The 19,169-nt window shown below is 60.3% G+C and carries 19 protein-coding genes and 1 pseudogene; 4 read left to right on the top strand and 16 right to left on the bottom strand.

The window, feature by feature from the left end; all coding sequences use genetic code 11:
• Positions 1-50 precede the first annotated feature (50 nt).
• From recG to exbB, 5 genes are all read right to left on the bottom strand, one after another.
• Positions 51-2,126, bottom strand: coding sequence for an ATP-dependent DNA helicase RecG (gene recG, locus HX812_RS04275; protein ID WP_038843570.1), 2,076 nt, complete (start codon positions 2,124-2,126; stop codon positions 51-53).
• An 8-nt stretch (positions 2,127-2,134) separates the two neighbouring features.
• Complete coding sequence (locus HX812_RS04270) at positions 2,135-3,055, bottom strand: hydrogen peroxide-inducible genes activator (RefSeq protein WP_038843507.1); 921 nt, start codon at positions 3,053-3,055, stop codon at positions 2,135-2,137.
• Positions 3,056-3,197: 142 nt separating this feature from the next.
• Positions 3,198-3,947, bottom strand: coding sequence for an energy transducer TonB (locus HX812_RS04265; protein ID WP_016975935.1), 750 nt, complete (start codon positions 3,945-3,947; stop codon positions 3,198-3,200).
• Entirely contained in the window at positions 3,944-4,369 is a 426-nt protein-coding gene (gene exbD / locus HX812_RS04260) for a TonB system transport protein ExbD (protein ID WP_003195519.1), read from the bottom strand. The genes HX812_RS04265 and exbD overlap by 4 nt, the downstream gene beginning before the upstream one ends.
• Positions 4,370-4,375: 6 nt before the next feature.
• A complete protein-coding gene (gene exbB / locus HX812_RS04255) occupies positions 4,376-5,347 on the bottom strand; it encodes a tonB-system energizer ExbB (protein WP_038843510.1) in 972 nt (323 codons plus the stop codon).
• 187 nt (positions 5,348-5,534) lie between these two features.
• Between exbB and HX812_RS04250 the strand changes: the two genes are divergently transcribed.
• On the top strand, positions 5,535-6,392 hold the full coding sequence (locus HX812_RS04250; RefSeq protein WP_038843512.1) for an SDR family oxidoreductase: 858 nt from the start codon (positions 5,535-5,537) through the stop codon (positions 6,390-6,392).
• Positions 6,393-6,423: 31 nt separating this feature from the next.
• Here HX812_RS04250 and HX812_RS04245 read toward each other — a convergent pair whose 3' ends face one another.
• From HX812_RS04245 to HX812_RS04220, 6 genes are all read right to left on the bottom strand, one after another.
• On the bottom strand, positions 6,424-7,167 hold the full coding sequence (locus HX812_RS04245) for a hypothetical protein (RefSeq protein ID WP_038843514.1): 744 nt from the start codon (positions 7,165-7,167) through the stop codon (positions 6,424-6,426).
• A 56-nt stretch (positions 7,168-7,223) separates the two neighbouring features.
• The gene (locus tag HX812_RS04240; RefSeq protein WP_003176922.1) at positions 7,224-7,604 is read right to left on the bottom strand and encodes a RidA family protein; all 381 of its coding nucleotides are present in this window, start codon (positions 7,602-7,604) and stop codon (positions 7,224-7,226) included.
• A gap of 22 nt (positions 7,605-7,626) precedes the next feature.
• Entirely contained in the window at positions 7,627-9,732 is a 2,106-nt protein-coding gene (spoT, locus tag HX812_RS04235) for a bifunctional GTP diphosphokinase/guanosine-3',5'-bis pyrophosphate 3'-pyrophosphohydrolase (RefSeq protein ID WP_016975931.1), read from the bottom strand.
• A gap of 60 nt (positions 9,733-9,792) precedes the next feature.
• A complete protein-coding gene (gene rpoZ / locus HX812_RS04230; protein ID WP_003176920.1) occupies positions 9,793-10,056 on the bottom strand; it encodes a DNA-directed RNA polymerase subunit omega in 264 nt (87 codons plus the stop codon).
• Between the two features lie 167 nt (positions 10,057-10,223).
• Complete coding sequence (gene gmk / locus HX812_RS04225) at positions 10,224-10,844, bottom strand: guanylate kinase (RefSeq protein ID WP_033901130.1); 621 nt, start codon at positions 10,842-10,844, stop codon at positions 10,224-10,226.
• A 10-nt stretch (positions 10,845-10,854) separates the two neighbouring features.
• Positions 10,855-11,718: a YicC/YloC family endoribonuclease gene (locus tag HX812_RS04220; protein ID WP_038843515.1), complete on the bottom strand. Its 864-nt coding sequence runs from the start codon at positions 11,716-11,718 to the stop codon at positions 10,855-10,857.
• Between the two features lie 185 nt (positions 11,719-11,903).
• Between HX812_RS04220 and rph the strand changes: the two genes are divergently transcribed.
• The gene (gene rph, locus HX812_RS04215) at positions 11,904-12,626 is read left to right on the top strand and encodes a ribonuclease PH (RefSeq protein ID WP_016975928.1); all 723 of its coding nucleotides are present in this window, start codon (positions 11,904-11,906) and stop codon (positions 12,624-12,626) included.
• A 22-nt stretch (positions 12,627-12,648) separates the two neighbouring features.
• A complete protein-coding gene (locus tag HX812_RS04210) occupies positions 12,649-13,017 on the top strand; it encodes a DUF4870 domain-containing protein (protein ID WP_038843516.1) in 369 nt (122 codons plus the stop codon).
• Positions 13,018-13,075: 58 nt separating this feature from the next.
• Here the strand turns inward: HX812_RS04210 and HX812_RS04205 are convergent, their stop codons facing one another.
• Complete coding sequence (locus HX812_RS04205) at positions 13,076-13,855, bottom strand: exodeoxyribonuclease III (RefSeq protein ID WP_003195493.1); 780 nt, start codon at positions 13,853-13,855, stop codon at positions 13,076-13,078.
• Positions 13,856-13,937: 82 nt separating this feature from the next.
• Between HX812_RS04205 and pyrE the strand changes: the two genes are divergently transcribed.
• Positions 13,938-14,582: an orotate phosphoribosyltransferase gene (pyrE, locus tag HX812_RS04200; protein ID WP_010168197.1), complete on the top strand. Its 645-nt coding sequence runs from the start codon at positions 13,938-13,940 to the stop codon at positions 14,580-14,582.
• A gap of 94 nt (positions 14,583-14,676) precedes the next feature.
• On the opposite strand, the gene HX812_RS04195 is transcribed toward pyrE, so the two are convergent.
• The 4 genes and pseudogenes from HX812_RS04195 to HX812_RS04180 all read right to left on the bottom strand — a co-directional run.
• Positions 14,677-15,546, bottom strand: coding sequence for a hypothetical protein (locus HX812_RS04195; protein ID WP_033902217.1), 870 nt, complete (start codon positions 15,544-15,546; stop codon positions 14,677-14,679).
• Positions 15,534-16,592, bottom strand: a complete 1,059-nt coding sequence (locus HX812_RS04190; protein WP_177074908.1) for a type IV toxin-antitoxin system AbiEi family antitoxin — start codon at positions 16,590-16,592, stop codon at positions 15,534-15,536. Before HX812_RS04190 ends, HX812_RS04195 begins: the two co-directional genes overlap by 13 nt.
• A gap of 195 nt (positions 16,593-16,787) precedes the next feature.
• Entirely contained in the window at positions 16,788-17,693 is a 906-nt protein-coding gene (gene argB, locus HX812_RS04185) for an acetylglutamate kinase (protein WP_016975925.1), read from the bottom strand.
• 19 nt (positions 17,694-17,712) lie between these two features.
• Positions 17,713-19,128 (bottom strand): annotated as a pseudogene (locus HX812_RS04180) (phosphomannomutase/phosphoglucomutase); the annotation flags it as partial.
• Positions 19,129-19,169 lie beyond the last annotated feature (41 nt).

The raw sequence follows: 19,169 nt of genomic DNA, 5'->3' as shown, positions 1-19,169 counted from the left end.
GAAGTATAACCAGCTTGATACAACTGTTGGTCGACTAAGTGAGTCAGGCGTCACACTTGGCCGTATTGCTGCCCATGGCGTAGCCATCGATCCAGCAAAGGGCTGACATGATCCGGCCAACGTTCGAGCAACGCTTGCGCCGCATCCCGCACGGCCGGCAGCAGGTCAGCGTCGCGCATCAGGTCGGCGACCTTGAATTGCAGCAGGCCGGTCTGGCGCGTGCCGAGCATTTCACCGGGGCCACGCAGCTCCAGGTCTTTTTCGGCGATGACAAACCCGTCGTTGGTTTCGCGCATGATGCCCAGACGTTGGCGTCCGATCTGCGACAGCGGCGGATGGTAGAGCAGCACACAATGGCTGGCTGCGCTGCCCCGGCCAACCCGGCCGCGCAACTGGTGCAGTTGCGCCAGGCCCAGGCGCTCGGGGTTCTCGATGATCATCAGGCTGGCGTTGGGTACGTCCACGCCGACCTCGATCACCGTGGTTGCCACCAACAGTTGCAGGTTGCCGGCTTTGAATTCGGCCATCACGGCGGCTTTTTCAGCGGGCTTCATGCGGCCATGGATCAAGCCGACCTTGAGCTCGCCCAAGGCGCTGGTGAGGTCCTCAAAGGTGGTTTCGGCCGCCTGGCACGTCAGCTCTTCGGACTCTTCAATCAGCGTGCACACCCAGTACGCCTGGCGCCCTTCGGCGCAGGCGCCGCGCACACGCTCAATCACTTCGACACGCCGGGTGTCGGTGACCAGCACGGTATTGACCGGCGTCCGGCCGGGCGGTAGTTCGTCAAGGATCGAGGTGTCGAGGTCGGCGTAGGCGCTCATCGCCAGGGTGCGTGGGATCGGCGTGGCGGTCATGATCAACTGGTGTGGGTTCATGCGTCCGCCCACGCCTTTCTGGCGCAGGGCCAGGCGTTGTTGCACGCCGAAGCGGTGTTGCTCGTCGATGATCACCAGCGCCAAATTCTTGAATTGCACTTCATCTTGGAACAGCGCGTGGGTGCCCACTACCATGGGAGCGCCGCCGGCAATCTGTTCGAGTGCCGCTGCGCGTACCTTGCCCTTGAGCTTTCCGGCCAACCACGCCACTTCCAGGCCCAGTGGTTCAAGCCAGCGCTTGAAGGTGATGAAGTGCTGCTCGGCAAGAATCTCGGTGGGCGCCATCAACGCCACCTGGTAACCGGCTTCCAGCGCTTGCAGGGCGGCGAGGGCGGCGACCACGGTCTTGCCCGCGCCTACGTCGCCCTGGATCAGCCGTAGCATCGGCTCTTTCTGACTGAGGTCGTAGGCGATTTCATTACCGACGCGCTGTTGGGCACCGGTCGGCGCAAAGCCGAGGTTGGCCAGGTACTGCGCAGGCAAACGCGTGGCCTTGGGCATGGCCGGCGCGCGCAGGGAGCGCATGCTCTCGCGCAGGCGTTGCTGGGACAGTTGGTGGGTCAAGAGTTCTTCGAAAGCCAGGCGATGCTGGGCCCAGTGATGACCGAGAGCCAGCTCGTCGACATCGGCATCGGCAGGCGGGTGATGCAAGTAGCGAATCGCGTCGTCCAGCGACGCCAGTTGGTAGTCGCGGGCCAGCTCCAGCGGCAGCCAGTCGGGCAGGCTTTTCGGGCCGAGCATCGTCAGCGTCTGCATGCACAACTGGCGCAGGCGTTGTTGGGTCAGGCCTTCGGTGAGCGGGTAAATCGGAGTGAGCGTCGTGTCGACTGGCGGCGGCTCGTCGCCGGTGATGGCGCGGTATTCCGGGTGGTAGATTTCCAGGCCTGAGGCACCAGGCCGCGCTTCGCCGTAGCAGCGCACGCGGGTGCCGCGCTTGAGCCCTTCCTTCTGCGCGTTGCTGAAATGGTAGAAGCGCAGGCTCAGGCCACCGGTGCCGTCCTGCAGGCGCACCACAAGGCTGCGGCGCTTGCCCATCACCACATCGGCACCGCTCACTGTGCCTTCGACCACCGCATCCTGCCCAGGGCGCAATTGGCCGATGGGCACGACGCGGGTGCGGTCCTGATAGCGCAGGGGCAGGTGGAACAACACGTCCTGGAGGTTTTCCAGGCCGACCTTGGCCAACTTCTCGGCCATGGCTTCACCGACACCCTTGAGTGCCGTCACCGACACCTGCGACAGCTCAGTCATACCGTTGCTTAGCTCACAGCCGTCGGCTTGGCCACCGAGCACAGGCGGATCGAATCGGCGAGGATCTCAATCGCTTTTGGCCGTGGGAAGCTGGCGCGCCAGGCGATCGCCACGGTGCGGAACGGCACCGGCGGCGTCAGTGGGCGCACTTCGATCACGCCAGGGGCGTAGTGATGGCTGTCCACTGCCGACAGCGGCAGGATCGAAATACCCAGGCCGGACGCGACCATGTGCCGGATGGTTTCCAGGGAGCTGGATTCCACGGTGGTGTGCTTGGCGCCGTCGTTGCCCTTGGTCAGGGTCGGGCAGGCTTCCAATACCTGGTCGCGGAAGCAGTGGCCTTCGCCCAGCAGCAGCAGGCTCTTGTCGTTGAGCAGGCCGGCGTCGATGGTGTCTTTTTGCGTCCACGGGTGGGAAGCGGGCATCAAGACGTAGAACGGCTCGTCGTACAGCGGCAGCGTCAATACGTCCGCTTCATTGAATGGCAGAGCGATGATGATCGCGTCCAGCTCGCCGTTGCGCAGTTTGTCGCGCAGCACGTGGGTGAAGTTTTCTTCGATATACAGCGGCATCTGCGGCGCGACGCGGTGCAGTTGCGGGATCAGATGCGGGAACAGGTAAGGGCCGACGGTGTAGATGGCGCCGACTTTGAGCGGTGCAGTCAGCTGGTTCTTGCCGGCCTGGGCCAGTTCGCGAATGCTCTGCGCTTGCTCCAGCACCTTCTGGGCCTGGGCCACAATGCCTTCGCCCACAGGCGTCAGGCGCACGGCGCTCTTGCTGCGCTCGAAAATCAGCACACCGAGTTCGTCTTCAAGCTTTTTCACGCCCACCGACAGCGTCGGCTGGCTGACATGGCAACGCTCGGCCGCGTGGCCGAAGTGCTGCTCTTGGGCGAGGGTAACGATGTAGCGTAATTCTGTAAGAGTCATAGCGGGCGTCCATGAGGTTGCGGGCCAAGCATACCGGCTGCAATCGATAGACGCACGTTATCAGAACTTTGCTGGGGATTGAGCGGGGAGTTACGCAGATTTTGCTGAAGGTGGTGAGGATTGCCCCTCACCACCTTCATTTTCAGCGACGACGCTTCTCGATGTTGTACACGAACGGTGCAACGATCTCGATGCTGCCGCCTTTGAGCATGTCTGCCGGCGGCTTGGGCAGCGGCTGGGCACGACGGATCATGTCCAGCGTGGCGCGGTCCAGGTCGGCGTTGCCGGAGCGGCCCACCAACTCGTAGGACAGCACGTTGCCTTCGGCATCGACCACGAACTTCAGGCGGTTCAAGCCTTCCTTGCCACGGGCCTGGGCGCCTGGCGGGTACTTCTTGTACTTCTGCAGGTGCGCCAGCAGGGTGCCTTCCCAGGAAGCCTTCGCTGCGATCTGCTGCGGAGACGGGCCTGGAACAGGCTGGGCCGATTTTTCAGCCGGTGCCTGGGTCGGCGGAGCGTCGCTCGGCGGGTCCTCGGAGGGTTTCTCCTTGGGCGGCTCGATCTTCTTCTCCACAGGCTTGGGCGGCTGCGGTTTAGGCTTGGGCTTGACCGGCTTGGGCACCTGGATCGTTGGCTTGGGCGCCTCGGCCAGTTTCGGCAGGGGCAGCTCTTCCACCGGTGCAGGCGGTTGCGGCGGCGTTACCACCTTGGGCGGCGCTGGCGGCGGCGGGGCTGGCATCGGTGCCAGGTCGATGACCATGGCAGCCGGTGGCAGCTGCACCGTGCGCGGCGCGGACCAATGAAGCGCGATAGCGATCGCGACGGCATGCACGCCCAGTACGACGGCGAGGCTGGTGCCATAACGCGTCAGTTTGTGGCGCGTCGTGATCATTTCTTGGCTGCCGTCTCAAGTCCGACCAGGCCGACCTTGAGGTAGCCGGCTGCCCGCAGGGCATCCATCACGCTCATCAGGTCGCCGTAGTCCACGCCCTTGTCAGCCTGGAAGAAGATTGTCGTGTCTTTCTTGCCTTGGGTCTTGGCGTCGAGCACCGGACCCAGGGTTTCAGCTTTGACTTCTTCTTCGCCCAGGAACAGGCGTTGGTCCGCCTTGACGCTGAGGAAGATCGGTTTCTCTGGCCGTGGCGCAGGTTTGGCGCTGGACGCGGGCAGGTCGACCTTGATGTCCACGGTCGCCAACGGTGCCGCCACCATGAAGATGATCAGCAGCACCAGCATCACGTCGATAAACGGCGTGACGTTGATTTCGTGGTTCTCGACGAGTTCGTCGTCGCCTTGATTCAAATGCAGGCCCATGGCCGATTACCCCACTTTCACCATGTGCGGTTGCGAGCTGCGCTCGGTAGGCAGGTGATCGAGGTCACGGCTGACCAGCAGCAGGACTTCTGCCGACGCGTCCGATACCTGGGCCTTGTAGCCGGCAATCGAACGAGCGAAGACGTTGTAGATCACCACCGCAGGAATTGCGGCAACCAGGCCCAGGGCCGTTGCCAGCAGGGCTTCGGCGATGCCGGGGGCAACGACGGCGAGGTTGGTGGTCTGGGTTTTGGCGATGCCGATGAAGCTGTTCATGATGCCCCACACGGTGCCGAACAGGCCGACGAACGGCGCGGTGGAACCGATAGTTGCCAGCACGCCGGTGCCGCTGCTCATGTTACGACCGCAGGCCGCCACCAGGCGCTCCAGGCGGAAGGCAACACGTTCCTTGATACCTTCTTTTTCGCGGGTGTTGGCGGACAGGCGCATTTCTTCCAGCGCGTCGTGCACCAGGGTATTGGCCAGGGTGCCCTTCTTGGTCGCGCTTTCGCTGGCTTCCTTGAGGGTGGTGGCCTTTTTCAGGTGGACAATTTCAGTGCGCAGACGACGTTTGGCGCCCAGCAGCTCGAAGCCCTTGGCGATCCAGATGGTCCAGGTGATGATCGAGGCGATGGCCAGGCCGATCATCACGGCTTTTACCACCACGTCAGCGTTCTGGTACATGCCCCACGGCGACAGGTCATGGGCCATGCCCAGGGTGTTGTCTTCTTCCAGCACCACACCGGTGTCGTCGGCGGCGGCTGGGTCAGCTGCCAGGGCGGGGTCGGTGGCGGCGGGCGCTGCGGCCGGTGCCGCGGCGTTTTGCTCAGCGGCAGCTGGGGTAGCGGGTGCGGAGGCATCAGCGAATGCGGCGGTCGGTGCCAGCAGTACGCTGAACAGCAGCGCAGCAATCGCGCGCCAGGCGCGGGATGGGCTGTGAAGCTTGGTTGGCGAAGCGGGGGTTGTATTACGTGTCATGCTGGCCGGACCTGAGAGAAAAAATGAGTGATCGTCCTTCCAGACCCAGAGGGTCGAGGACAAATGGGCGGTTATTATTGCAAGTAATTCTTGTTAACAGAAGTAATACAGTAACTTTATTTGTGCTTTTTCTGGCCGTCTGTCATCTGCGAAGGCTAACCTAGACCTTTCAGTACGGAGTTTTGTGATGTCTGCGCCTTCTGTTGTGATTGCCGGATGTGGCGATGTGGGGAGCCGGCTGGCCAGCCAGTTGCTCGCCTCGGAATGGGAGGTCCATGGCCTGCGCCGCGATATTTCGCGGCTGCCCGACGGGGTGATCGGCATCGCCGGGGACCTGTTCAACAAGGACTGCCCCGACACCTGGCCGATCGGCGGGGTGGATTACCTGGTGTACTGCGCCGCTGCGACAGACCACGACGAAGCCGGCTATCGCGCCGCTTATGTAGAAGGGCTGAAACATGTGCTGGAGTGGCTGGGCGACTACGGCCAGGAGCCCAAACACCTGCTGTTTGTATCCAGCAGCAGCGTCTACGGGCAGCAGAATGGCGAGTGGGTCGACGAAACGTCGGAGACTCAAGCGAAGGGATATTCCGGGCAAGTCATGCTCGAGGCTGAGCAAGTTGCGCTCAACAGCGGTATTCCGGCGAGCATCGTGCGTCTGACGGGTATCTATGGGCCGGGCCGCGAATGGCTGTTGACCCAGGTTCGCCAAGGCTACCGCGTGGCCATCGACCCACCTTTATATGGCAACCGCATTCACGCGGAAGACGCGGCGGGTTTGCTGGCGTTTTTATTGCGGCATGTGGAAAAGGGCGGTTCGCTGGACAAGGTCTACATCGGCGTCGACGATGCGCCGGCGCCGCTGGCTGAAGTGGTGGATTGGTTGCGTGAGTACCTGGGCGTGACCGAATGGGCTGATGACGCGAGTGTGCGGCGTGCTGGCAGCAAGCAATGCAGCAATGCCCGGGCCAAGGCGTTGGGCTGGACGCCGACGTATCCGAGTTATCGGGAAGGCTACGCGGCGATCCTCGAAGGCCAGCGTTAAATGAAAAAGGAGCCCAAGGGCTCCTTTTTTATCACTGCTTTTCCAGCAGCCACTGGCGAGGCCCTGGCGTAAACGAAGGCACCTCATCCGCCTGCGCGGTATTGATCGCCTGGAAGATCTCCAGTTGCTTACCCTTGCGCACAAAAATCCACGGATTGCCTTGGCCGTTCAGTTGCAACCAGATGCTGTCGTAGCCACCGCTCATGGATGCGCAATCGCCCGCCAGGCACAGCGAGTACTGATCGACATTCGGCAGGCCGACAACCTTGCCGTTAGCCTGGAATTGCACGATGGCGCCGCTGCCGAAGCCGTCCAGGATCTTCCAGTCGCCGCCCATATAGGCGGCGTACAGTGCACGCTCGAAGTTTGCGCCCAGTGGCGCGCCTTCCGGTGCGGGCTCTTTGGGGCGGGCGAACAGCTGTTCAGGCTCGTTGTCGTTGGCCACTTGCAACAGTTGCTTGCCTTTACGCTTGAGTTCGGTGGCGGAGCTGCCGTAGAAATCTACACTCCAGGCGCCGGACTTTTCACCCAGCAACTTGCCTTCCGCTACTTCAAAACCGTTGTAGTAGCGTGCCTGCGAGGCCTTGGTATTGACCTCCCATTCGAGGTTCGGGCCAAAGCTCTGCAAGGCTTCACGCAAAGGGCCGCCCTTGGCTGCCGCATCGATGGCGACCTGGTTGATCCAGGTGCCGCTCACATCCCGGTCGGCAGGGTTGCTGGCGCAGCCGCCGAGCAACAGGGCGAGCAGTGATGAGGCTACAAGCGCTTTGCGCATCATGAAATCCTTTTAAAACGAAGTCGGCGCAGCCTATGGGGGCTGCGCCGGGTGTTTTACTCGATGACCAGAATCGCGTCCATCTCAACCTGCGCACCCTTTGGCAGGGCGGCAACGCCGATGGCGGCGCGGGCTGGGTACGGCTGTTCGAAGTACTTGCCCATGATCTCGTTGACCTTGGCGAAGTGGCTCAGGTCGGTGAGGAAGATGTTCAGCTTGACGATGTCTTTGAACGAACCGCCAGCAGCCTCGGCCACCGACTTGAGGTTTTCGAAGACCTGCACGGTCTGTGCTTCGAAGCCTTCAACCAGTTCCATGGTCTTTGGGTCCAGTGGAATCTGGCCGGACATGTAGACGGTGTTGCCTGCCTTGATCGCCTGGGAGTAGGTGCCGATGGCGGCCGGGGCTTTATCGCTGGTGATAACAGTCTTGGTCATGAATGACTCCTTGTAATGTGGCTTAGGCGCGCATGCGAGTGATACGGATCACACCCGTCAAGGCACGCAGTTTCTTGATCACGCGGGCCAGGTGCACGCGGTCGTGAACGCTGACCACCAACTGGACCACGCTGATGCGGCCATCGCGTTCGTCCATGCTGATTTTCTCGATATTGCCGTCGGCCGCGTTGACGCTGCTGGCGAGCAGGGCGATCAGGCCGCGCTGGTGTTCCAGCTCCACCCGCAGCTCGACGTTGAATTCGCCGGTGACATCCTTGGCCCACGAGAGCTGGATGCATTTTTCCGGGTTGTGGCGGATCTCGGTGATGTTGCGGCAGTTGTCCAGGTGCACCACCATGCCTTTGCCCGCCGACAGGTGGCCGACAATCGGGTCGCCCGGGATCGGCGTGCAGCACTTGGCGTAGCTGAGCACCAAGCCCTCGGTGCCACGAATCGCCAGCGGACCTTCCGGGCTTGGCAACTGTTCGCCTTCGCCGAGCAGGCGGCGGGCGACCACGTAGGCCATGCGGTTGCCCAGGCCGATGTCTTCCAGCAGGTCTTCGATGGTTTCCTGGCGGTACTCGTGGAGCATCGCTTGCACGCGCTCTGTAGGAATCTTGTCGAGGGCACTGTCGAAACCGTTGAGCACCTTGTTCAGCAGGCGTTCGCCCAGGCTGATGGACTCGGAGCGGCGTTGCAGTTTCAGGGCGTGGCGGATGTGTGTGCGCGCCTTGCCGGTGACCACAAAGTTGAGCCATGCCGGATTCGGGCGTGCGCCCGGTGCGCTGACGATCTCGACCGTGGAGCCACTTTGCAGCGGTTCGGACAGCGGTGCGAGACGGCGATTGATCCGACAGGCGATGCAGCTGTTACCCACGTCGGTGTGCACGGCGTAGGCAAAATCGACCGCCGTGGAGCCTTTGGGCAGCTCCATGATCCGGCCTTTGGGCGTGAACACGTAGACCTCGTCCGGGAACAGGTCGATCTTCACGCTTTCGATGAATTCCAGGGAGTTGCCGGCACGTTGCTGCATTTCCAGCACGCCCTTGACCCACTGGCGGGCACGGGCATGGGTGCCTTTTGGCTGCTCGTCGCCGCTGGATTTATACAGCCAATGGGCGGCGATGCCGTTGTTGGCCATCTCTTCCATTTCGCGGGTGCGGATCTGGATCTCGATCGGCACCCCGTGCATACCAAACAACGTGGTATGCAGCGACTGATAGCCGTTGGCTTTTGGAATCGCGATGTAATCCTTGAAGCGCCCCGGCAGCGGTTTGTACAAATTATGTACAGCGCCCAGCACGCGGTAGCAGGTGTCGACTTTGTCGACGATGATCCTGAACGCATACACGTCCATGATCTCGTTGAAGGCCCGGCGCTTGCCACGCATCTTTTTATAGATGCCGTAGATGTGCTTCTGCCGGCCGCTGACCTCGCCTTCGATCTCGTCGATCGCCAGGCAATGACTCAGGGACTCTTCGATCTTGTTGACGATTTCCTTGCGGTTACCCCTGGCGCGCTTGACTGCCTGGTAGATGCGCGCCGAACGCATCGGGTGCATGGCTTTGAAGCCGAGGTCTTCGAATTCGATACGAATGGCGTGCATGCCCAGCCGGTTGGCGATGGGCGCGTAGATTTCCAGGGTTTCCTTGGCGATGCGCCGGCGCTTTTCACCGGACAGCACTTCCAGCGTGCGCATGTTGTGCAACCGGTCGGCCAGCTTGACCAGGATCACGCGGATATCGCGGGCCATGGCCATGGCCATCTTCTGGAAGTTTTCCGCCTGGGCTTCGGCCTTGGTCTCGAAGTTCATCTGGGTCAGTTTGCTGACCCCGTCGACCAGTTCGGCCACGGTTTCGCCAAACTGCGCGCTGAGCGCTTCCTTGGCGATGCCGGTGTCTTCGATCACGTCATGCAGCATCGCGGCCATCAGGCTCTGATGGTCCATGTGCATGTCGGCCAGAATGTTTGCCACCGCAAGAGGATGGGTGACATACGCCTCGCCACTGCGGCGGCGTTGGCCGTCATGAGCTTGTTCGGCGTAGAAATACGCTCGGCGGACCAGGTTGACCTGGTCGGGGCCGAGGTAGGCCGATAAGCGATCGGCGAGGGCGTCTATGCTCGGCAAAGTGTGAACTCCTGCCGTTGGCTGTGACCCCGCGCCGTGCTACGTCGACCAGGCATAGGCTTAGACGGCCTCGTTGGACTCGTCCTCGAACGCTGCAAACAGCGGTTCGTCTTCAACGATTTCGGCGTTGGCGATGAACTCGTAGCTCATCAGGCCTTCAGCGATTTCACGCAGGGCTACAACGGTAGGCTTGTCGTTTTCCCACTGGACCAGGGGCTCTTTGCCGCCAGTGGCCAGTTGACGGGCACGCTTGGTAGAGAGCATGACCAGCTCAAAGCGGTTATCCACGTGTTCTAGGCAGTCTTCAACGGTTACGCGGGCCATGGTATTCCTCGGAGCGAATGCAAGATGCGCGCTGCCCGGTTGGGCGAGCGGACTAAACAGTTTAAAAAATCACCAGCGTTTAGGGAAGCGCTGATTTTTCGCAGGCCCTCGCAAAACCGCTACAAGTGCCAATGTAAAGCCCTTGCAGCGGTTTTGGGAAGAGCCAATCAACCGAGCAGTTCGGCCAGTAATTTGCCGAAACGCTGTTGCTGACGCTTTTGCTGGAGCTGATTGGTGCGAAAAATCGCCTTCAAGTCGTCCAGTGCGTGGGCAAAATCGTCGTTGATGATCAGGTAGTCGTAGTCGACGTAGTGGCTCATTTCGCTGACGGCTTCACGCATGCGGCCTTCGATGATCTCGTCACTGTCCTGGCCACGGTTGGTCAGGCGCTGGTGCAAAGCTTCCAGCGAAGGCGGCAGGATGAAGATCGAACGCGCCTGCGGCATCAGCTTGCGGACTTGCTCGGCGCCCTGCCAGTCGATTTCCAGGATCAGGTCGTGGCCTTCATCCAGGGTCTGCTGCAAGTGGCTTTGCGAGGTGCCGTAGAGGTTGCCGAACACTTCGGCGCGCTCCAGGAAGTCGCCGTGTTCGATCATCTTGACGAACTCGGTGCGCTCGACGAAGTGATAGTGCTCGCCGTTCACCTCACCCGGACGCATGGCGCGGGTGGTGTGGGAGACCGAAATGCGGATCTGCTCGTCAGCGTCGGTCAGGGCCTTGACCAGGCTGCTTTTGCCCGCGCCCGAAGGGGCGGAAATGATGTACAGGGTGCCGGTGCTGTGGGTCATGGAGGTTGCCTTACTCAATATTCTGTACTTGTTCGCGCATCTGCTCGATCAACACTTTGAGGTTGACCGCAGCCGTGGTGCTGCGCGGGTCGAACGCCTTGGAGCCGAGTGTATTGGCTTCGCGGTTGAGTTCCTGCATCAGGAAGTCCAAACGCCGACCGGCGGCACCGCCGGACTTGAGCACGCGGCGCACTTCGAGGATGTGGGTGCTCAGGCGATCGAGTTCTTCGGCGACGTCGCTCTTCTGCGCGAGCAGGACCATTTCCTGTTCCAGGCGCGTCGGGTCGAGGTCGGCCTTCATGTCGGTGAAGCGGTCGAGCACCTTCTGGCGCTGGGTGGCGAGCATCTGCGGGACCAGCTCACGCAGGGTGACCACGTCTTCTTCAATGGCGGTCAGGCGCTCGCTGATCAGGCGGGCCAGTTCGGCACCTTCGCGCTCACGGCCGGCTTTAAGCTCCCTCAAGCCCTGGTTGAACAGAGCGAGGGCTTCGGCGTTGAGGGCTTGCGGGTCAGTGGCATCGGCCACCAGCACGCCAGGCCACGCCAGCACTTCCAGCGGGTTGAGCGCGGCCGGCTGCTTGATCAGACCGGCGATGGTTTCGGCGGCGGCGACCAGTTGCGCGGCGCGGTCGCGGTCAATCTGCAGGGCCTTGCCGGTGGTTTCTTCGGTAAAACGCAGGGTGCATTCCAGCTTGCCACGGGAAATGCCCTGGCGCAGCGCTTCACGCACGGCGCCTTCGAGGTCGCGAAACGATTCCGGCAGGCGCAGGTGTGGCTCCAGGTAACGGCTGTTGACCGAGCGCAGTTCCCAGCTCAGGGTGCCTTGGACGCCGGCTTTTTCGACGCGGGCGAAGGCGGTCATGCTGTGCACCATGGAGGTACCTCGCGTTGCAGCCCGCAAACACGGGCTGATGATTAAGAAGGCGCAGGATTGTAGCGCAGTGGGGCGGACACGCCCAAACCCGAGCATTCGTAACCGGATTTTTTAGCAGTGCCCCGAATCGGCTCGCGGCTCTATAATGCTCGGCAGTTTTTCGTCCTCAGTACAGGTGTCTCCCTATGAAACGTCCAAGTGGTCGCGCTGCCGATCAGCTCCGCTCGATCCGCATCACCCGCAACTACACCAAACACGCCGAGGGTTCTGTACTGGTCGAGTTTGGCGATACCAAGGTCATCTGCACCGTCAGCGTCGAAAACGGCGTGCCGCGTTTCCTCAAAGGCCAGGGCCAGGGTTGGTTGACCGCCGAGTACGGCATGCTGCCGCGCGCCACCGGCGAGCGGAACCAGCGTGAAGCCAGCCGTGGCAAGCAGGGCGGCCGTACCCTGGAAATCCAGCGCCTGATCGGTCGCTCCCTGCGTGCAGCCCTGGATATGTCCAAGCTGGGCGACGTGACCCTGTACGTCGACTGCGACGTGATCCAGGCCGACGGCGGCACCCGCACCGCGTCCATCACCGGCGCCATGGTGGCCCTGGTTGATGCACTCAAAGTGATCAAGAAGCGTGGCGGCCTGAAAGGCGGTGACCCGCTCAAGCAAATGATCGCTGCCGTATCGGTAGGCATGTACCAGGGCGAACCTGTGCTGGACCTGGACTATCTGGAGGACTCGGCTGCCGAGACTGACCTGAACGTGGTCATGACCAGCACCGGTGGTTTCATCGAAGTACAGGGCACCGCCGAGGGCGCGCCATTCCAGCCGGCCGAGCTGAACGCCATGCTGGCCCTGGCCCAGAAAGGCATGACCGAAATCTTCGAGCTGCAGAACGCCGCCCTGGCTGACTGAGCCCGTCTCAAGGAGAAGCGCCATGAATGACAACCAGGAACTTGTGCCAATGCCTTCCTATGAAGTGCGGCAGGGGGCAATGTTGTGCCATCTCGCGGCGTTTCTCGGGTTTGTGTTCCCTTTCGGCAGTGTCGTGGGGCCGCTGATCCTGTGGCAGATGAAGAAGGAAAAGGATGCGTTCATTGATGATCAGGGCAAGGAAGCCTTGAACTTCCAGATCACCGTGGCCATTGCCTGGATAGCCTGCATTGTGCTGGCCTTCGCGGTGGTTGGGTTTTTCCTGATGTTTGCCCTGGCGATCGCCACGATCGTGTTGACCATCATCGGCTGCATCAAGGCCAACAAAGGGATCGCCTATCGCTACCCGTTGACCTGGCGAGTGATCAAATAATGAGCGCCCACAAAAAAACCGACAGCGATGTCGGTTTTTTTGTGCCTGGAAAAAGACCTCAGATGGTCAGTGTCCAGTCGTAGTCCACGATCAGCGGCGCGTGCTGCGAGAAGCGTGGCTGGCGCGGCAGGCGTGCACTGCGCACGAACCGGCGCAGACCTGGAGTCAGCAACTGGTAGTCGAAACGCCAGCCAAGGTTGAGCATCTCAGCCTGTTCGTTGTCCGGCCACCAGCTGTACTGGTCGCCTTCGCGGCTGACTTCGCGCAGGGCATCCACATAGCCCATATTGCCGACAATCTCGTCCATCCAGGCGCGTTCCGGCGCCAGGAAACCCGGGGATTGCTGGCTGTCGCGCCAGTTCTTGATATCCAGCTTCTGTTGCGCCACGTACAGCGAGCCACAATAAATGTACTCGCGACGTTTGCGTCGCTGTTTATCCAGGTAACGGGCGAAATCGTCCATTAGCTTGAACTTCTGGTTCAAGTCTTCATCGCCGTTCTGCCCCGAAGGAAGCAGCAAGGTCGCGATGCTGACCTTATCGAAATCGGCTTGCAGGTAGCGCCCGTAGCGGTCGGCTGTCTCGAAGCCGAGGCCGCTGATGACCGCCTTGGGTTGCAACCGCGAATACAAAGCCACGCCACCTTGGGTGGGCACTTCGGCATCGCAGGCATAAAGGAAGTAGCCATCCAGTTGGAAGGCTGGGTCGTCCAGTTCAAAGGCGGAGGCGCGGGTATCCTGCAGGCAGATGACGTCGGCATTCTGGGCTTGCAGCCAACTGAGCAAACCACGCTCGACTGCAGCCTGAATACCATTAACGTTCACACTGATGATCCGCATAAATGGCCCCAAAAATCGCGTGCGTGTATGATACACGCCGTCCACCTAATTAGCTAAATCCGTGGTATCTGAGGCTTTTTTCATGCAGGCGTATCAACGCGATTTCATTCGTTTTGCCATCGATCGCGGCGTTTTGCGCTTCGGTGAGTTCACTTTGAAGTCCGGGCGAACCAGCCCGTACTTCTTCAATGCAGGCTTGTTCAACTCGGGTTCGGCTCTGGCCCAACTGGGTCGTTTCTACGCGGCCGCCATCGTTGAAAGCGGTATTTCCTTCGATGTGCTGTTCGGCCCAGCCTACAAGGGTATCCCCCTGGCGGCCGCGACGGCCGTGGCTCTGGCTGAGCATCACGGGCAGGACCTGCCATGGTGTTTCAACCGCAAAGAGGCCAAGGCCCACGGCGAAGGCGGCAGCCTGGTCGGGGCTCCGCTCAAGGGCGACGTGCTGATCATCGACGACGTGATCACCGCCGGTACTGCGATTCGCGAAGTGATGCAGATCATCGCCTCCCAGGACGGTGCCAAGGCTGCCGGCGTGCTGATCGCGCTGAACCGCCAGGAGCGTGGCAATGGTGAATTGTCGGCCATCCAGGAAGTGGAGCGCGATTTCGGCATTCCCGTGGTGAGCATCGTGTCGCTGAACCAGGTCCTGCAGTTCCTGGAAGATGATCCGCAACTCAAGCAACACCTGCCGGCGGTGAAGGCGTACCGCGAGCAGTTCGGCGTCTGATTTCAGGGCTGCTGTGCAGCCCAGCGGGAGCAAGCTCCCTCGCCACAAATAAAAAGGCCCCGCTCAATCAGATTGAGCGGGGCCTTTTGTTTTATTAGTCCCGAAGTCGTAAGGCGCGCAATAAGGTATCCACCTGCCCAAAAGCATCTTGCTGCCATTGGTCTGGTGTGCGACCTCCCAGAATCTGGCTGTCTTCGACGAATCGTCTTACCGCCGTCGGGCCATAGCCATCATGGGTAGCAAATTTTTCTCCGATGAACTGAAATCCCTGCTCTCCGCTGCCCGTTTCAAGCACTGATCGACATTCCTCTGCGAGCGCTTCGACACCGTCGGGAAAGTTGCGGACGGAGTAGTAGATGTCATAGGCGTCCTTCTGTTTGTGCCTTCCATTCAGCGCATACCCCTTCATTGCCAAGAGTGCGGGGATAGAACATACGGCGACTTCTACGCGATTTTTCCCACCCGTGGGCATGGGACCTTCAATGGCAACCATTTGGTAGAAGCGCATTGCCAAGTCGGCACCGTCAGCACGCTGAACAGCAAAGTCGTTGAGGATAGGAGGTTTGTTCTGGATGATTTCGGCGTCACGCGGCATCAAGAAGTCCACGATCACATCTATCGCCGGTCCGCCGTCCTCCGCGGGCACCTGGCGAACGAGTTGGAATCTGCGAAGCGCTCCTCTCTGTTGATACCCGTTGCCCATCAGTGCTTCGATCAATGTCGCGTATTCGCCATCACCGAGTGCTTCTGCGTTCAGGCTCAAATCGACATCAAGGGTTCCAACGTGTTGCATATCGTCATTCGCAAGCAGAAGCCAAGGCACTGCTCCGCCGATCACTGCAAACTTTCCTTTGAAAGAGCCGAGGATTTGACCGATTTCCACTAACACTGCTTTCACGGCGGTCGTGGTTCTGTCGTCATAATCTGAAGCAGACTGGGGTTCTTGAGGGACTAACGAGACCATGTCAGTTTTTCCTGTCTCAAGTATTCGGCAGCTTCTTTCCCGCGCTCTCCTGCAACAGATAGATCCAGGTAGGTCTGAACCAGGCTGGTACATATGGCACCCGGTGCGGGTTCAATGGCGTCGAGTAGAAGCCCTTCCTCTTTGGGTAAGGTGATCACTACGTTTTCTCCCGTTGATGCGGGAACCAACTGTAATGCTTTGACCAGCCTCTCTAACCCTTCACGGTCGGCGAAAAAGTAATTCGTATTGATACGGGCATAGGGGGCGAGCCATTGGGCGGCAGAAAAAGACGAAAAAAGCGCGTGCCCGCCGCTCATTTCTCCAATGGCGTTACGCGCCGCATTTTCCAATGCTCTACCGTGCAAGGCGGTATAGAAAAATTTACGGTCTCCTGCTGGAGGCTCGTATGTCTCGGCCCAAGCGTCTAGGAGAGATTGAGGGTCGGATAGGTTTACGCCATCGTTTGTCGTCCGGGCCCATTCTCTATTCAGGAGTGCAGTTCGGACATTACTGACTTGCCCCAGGCTCGCTCCGGCAGCTTCGGACAGTTCGACCACGCGCCAGGCTCGGCCCGGATCTCGAAGCATCGTGCGTATGATCTGTGCTGACTTTGGTTTGAAGAAAGACTTCAGCTCTCTGCGTTCTGAGGACGGCTTGCCAGCGACTTGATGGTCAATGGATACGCCACCGAACGAGATCCACGCATTGCCCTCCAGATCCAGATACCCCACCTCTCTTTCCCGGCATGCCTGTCTGGCAATGGGCGACAGATAAGGCGCGACCACAACGGGCGTTGCCTGTGTCCGCTGTTTGTTCAAGTAGTCGCGAAGCCGAAGTATCGCCGCACTTATAAATCTGGGTTGGCCGCTTGCTATTACCTCGCAGACCAGAGCATGCGACCTTCCCGAGACGGTTATCTCGACAATGCAGTCGGGCGTCCACCCCTCTGAAGGTGAAGGCAGTTTCAGGTTTTCAATCTTGAGGATCGGCACTTTGCTCAGGAGATTTCGCAGTGCATCCCTTGAGCGGATTTCGAACTCTTTCATTGATCTCACCTTTTTCAACAAGTGCTGAAAATAGTCAAAGCAGTGAAATCTGTCGAGAATTTTCACTGAAATTAATAGTTTCAGCGAATGTTGAAAATCGATTAGTAGTGAAATCAATCAGATTTCGATAACGCCTGCCACAAATAAAAAGGCCCCGCTCAATCAGATTGAGCGGGGCCTTTCGTGTTCTGACGCTTAAGGACGCTTGCGGTTACTGATCAGCGTGCCCATGCCGGTATCCGTGAAGATCTCCAGCAATACCGCATTCGGTACCCGGCCATCGATGATCAACGAGCTGCCAACGCCGCCTTGCACCGCTTCCAGCGCGCAACGGATCTTCGGCAGCATGCCGCCGTAGATGGTGCCGTCGGCAATCAACTCGTCCACTTGTTGCGTGGTCAAGCCGGTCAATACCTTGCCTTCCTTGTCCATCAGGCCGGCGATGTTGGTGAGCAGCATCAGCTTTTCAGCTTTCAGCGCTTCGGCCACTTTACCGGCCACCAGGTCGGCGTTGATGTTGTAGGACTCGCCATTGGCACCCACGCCGATCGGCGCGATCACCGGAATGAAGTCGCCTTTGACCAGCAGGTTCAGCAGGTCGGTGTTCACGCCAACCACTTCGCCCACTTGGCCGATGTCGATGATTTCCGGCTGGGTCATTTCCGGCGTCTGACGGGTCACGGTCAGTTTTTTCGCACGGATCAGCTCTGCATCCTTGCCGGTCAGACCGATGGCGCTGCCGCCGTGGCGGTTGATCAGGTTGACGATGTCCTTGTTGACCTGGCCGCCGAGGACCATCTCCACCACGTCCATGGTCTGCGCGTCAGTGACGCGCATGCCATCGATGAAGTGACTCTCGATCGACAAGCGCTTGAGCAGGTCGCCGATTTGCGGGCCGCCGCCGTGCACCACCACCGGGTTGATCCCCACGGCTTTCATCAACACGATGTCGCGGGCAAAGCCGGTTTTCAGCTCGTCGCTTTCCATGGCATTGCCGCCGTACTTGATCACCAGCGTCTTGCCGACATAGCGTCGGATGTAAGGCAACGCTTCGGACAGGACCTTGGCAGTGTTGGCAGCGGCTTCGCGTTCGAGGGTCATTCAGGGCTCCGGTAAAAAATCAGAACGGTAATTGGAGATCAGGGGCAACACGTTTCAACTGGGCGTGGAACACGTCCTTGATGCGCTGCAACTCAGCCTCGGTATCCGCCTCGAAACGCAGGACCAGCACCGGTGTGGTGTTGGACGCGCGAACCAGGCCCCAGCCTTTGGCGTAATCGACTCGCACACCATCAATGGTGGTCAGGTTGGCGCCTTCGCCCCATTGCGCATCGTGCAGTGCGTCAATGATGCTGAATTTGCTCTCCTCGGTCACATGGATATTGATCTCTGGCGTAGAAATATCGTTCGGGAAGGTCTGGAACAGCTCTTCAGCCGTGGATTTTTCCTTGCTGAGGATCTCCAGCAACCGCGCGGCGCTGTAAATACCGTCGTCAAAGCCGAACCAGCGCTCCTTGAAGAACACGTGGCCGCTCATTTCGCCGGCCAACAGCGCGCCGGTTTCCTTCATTTTCTTTTTGATCAACGAGTGACCGGTCTTCCACATTAGCGGGCGACCGCCATATTCCTTGATCAGCGGCGTGAGGCGGCGGGTGCACTTCACGTCGAAGATGATCTCGGCGTTGGCGTTGCGCGCCACCACGTCGCGGGCAAACAGCATCAGCAGGCGATCAGGGAACACGATCTGGCCGGTCTCAGTCACCACGCCGACGCGGTCGCCGTCACCGTCAAAGGCCAGGCCGACGTCAGCCCCGGTTTCCTTGACCTTGGCGATCAGGTCCACCAGGTTTTCCGGCTTGCCTGGGTCCGGGTGGTGGTTGGGGAAGTGGCCGTCGACCTCGCAGAACAATGGGATCACTTCGCAGTTCAGGGCTTCAAGCAGCTGCGGGGCGATCACGCCAGCCGCGCCGTTGCCGCAATCCACCACCACTTTGAGGCGGCGCGCGAGCTTGACGTCACGGGTGATTTCATCAGAGTAGCGTTGCAGGATGTCGACTTGGGTGATGGTGCCCTTGCCGCTGGTCAGATCGTTGTTTTTCAGGCGGTCGTGAAGGGCCTGGATCTGTTCATTGGCCAGGGTGTCGCCAGCGATGACGATCTTGAAGCCGTTGTAGTCCGACGGGTTATGGCTGCCGGTCAGCATCACCCCGGACTTGCCGGCTAGGACGTTGGCGGCGTAGTACAGCGCGGGCGTCGGCACCAGGCCGACGTCGCTGACATGGCAACCGCTGTCAGCCAGGCCCTGGATCAGTTGCTCCACCAACTCCGGGCCGGACAGGCGGCCGTCACGGCCGACCGAAACGTTGGGCTCGCCCTGCGCCAGGCTCTGGGAGCCGATGGCACGGCCAATCCAATAGGCAGTTTCGGCAGTCAGGGTCTTGGGCACCACGCCACGGATGTCATAGGCGCGAAAGATGCTGTCGGGGAATGCTGGGGCTACGCGGGCTGCGGTACTCATCGCGGGGGGAAACTCCATCTGAAAGGGGCAAGGCTGGCCTTAATGTGGCTGACCGGCAG

The sequence above is a fragment of the Pseudomonas sp. IPO3749 genome, from assembly GCF_013386605.1.
Lineage (GTDB): Bacteria > Pseudomonadota > Gammaproteobacteria > Pseudomonadales > Pseudomonadaceae > Aquipseudomonas > Aquipseudomonas azotoformans_A.
The sequence above is the reverse complement of the archived record's forward strand: the minus strand, read 5'-3'. Positions and strand labels throughout refer to the sequence as shown.

Bases quoted from the DNA above. Each gene is read 5' to 3' on its own strand.
- rpoZ (WP_003176920.1), bottom strand. From the start codon at position 10,056: ATGGCCCGCGTAACCGTTGAAGACTGCCTAGAACACGTGGATAACCGC.
- exbD (WP_003195519.1), bottom strand. From the start codon at position 4,369: ATGGGCCTGCATTTGAATCAAGGCGACGACGAACTCGTCGAGAACCAC.
- HX812_RS04270 (WP_038843507.1), bottom strand. From the start codon at position 3,055: ATGACTCTTACAGAATTACGCTACATCGTTACCCTCGCCCAAGAGCAG.
- HX812_RS04265 (WP_016975935.1), bottom strand. From the start codon at position 3,947: ATGATCACGACGCGCCACAAACTGACGCGTTATGGCACCAGCCTCGCC.
- HX812_RS04220 (WP_038843515.1), bottom strand. From the start codon at position 11,718: ATGGTGCACAGCATGACCGCCTTCGCCCGCGTCGAAAAAGCCGGCGTC.
- HX812_RS04245 (WP_038843514.1), bottom strand. From the start codon at position 7,167: ATGCGCAAAGCGCTTGTAGCCTCATCACTGCTCGCCCTGTTGCTCGGC.
- HX812_RS04195 (WP_033902217.1), bottom strand. From the start codon at position 15,546: ATGGTCTCGTTAGTCCCTCAAGAACCCCAGTCTGCTTCAGATTATGAC.
- HX812_RS04210 (WP_038843516.1), top strand. From the start codon at position 12,649: ATGAATGACAACCAGGAACTTGTGCCAATGCCTTCCTATGAAGTGCGG.
- HX812_RS04250 (WP_038843512.1), top strand. From the start codon at position 5,535: ATGTCTGCGCCTTCTGTTGTGATTGCCGGATGTGGCGATGTGGGGAGC.
- HX812_RS04205 (WP_003195493.1), bottom strand. From the start codon at position 13,855: ATGCGGATCATCAGTGTGAACGTTAATGGTATTCAGGCTGCAGTCGAG.
- HX812_RS04190 (WP_177074908.1), bottom strand. From the start codon at position 16,592: ATGAAAGAGTTCGAAATCCGCTCAAGGGATGCACTGCGAAATCTCCTG.
- pyrE (WP_010168197.1), top strand. From the start codon at position 13,938: ATGCAGGCGTATCAACGCGATTTCATTCGTTTTGCCATCGATCGCGGC.
- recG (WP_038843570.1), bottom strand. From the start codon at position 2,126: ATGACTGAGCTGTCGCAGGTGTCGGTGACGGCACTCAAGGGTGTCGGT.
- HX812_RS04240 (WP_003176922.1), bottom strand. From the start codon at position 7,604: ATGACCAAGACTGTTATCACCAGCGATAAAGCCCCGGCCGCCATCGGC.
- gmk (WP_033901130.1), bottom strand. From the start codon at position 10,844: ATGACCCACAGCACCGGCACCCTGTACATCATTTCCGCCCCTTCGGGC.
- argB (WP_016975925.1), bottom strand. From the start codon at position 17,693: ATGACCCTCGAACGCGAAGCCGCTGCCAACACTGCCAAGGTCCTGTCC.
- exbB (WP_038843510.1), bottom strand. From the start codon at position 5,347: ATGACACGTAATACAACCCCCGCTTCGCCAACCAAGCTTCACAGCCCA.
- rph (WP_016975928.1), top strand. From the start codon at position 11,904: ATGAAACGTCCAAGTGGTCGCGCTGCCGATCAGCTCCGCTCGATCCGC.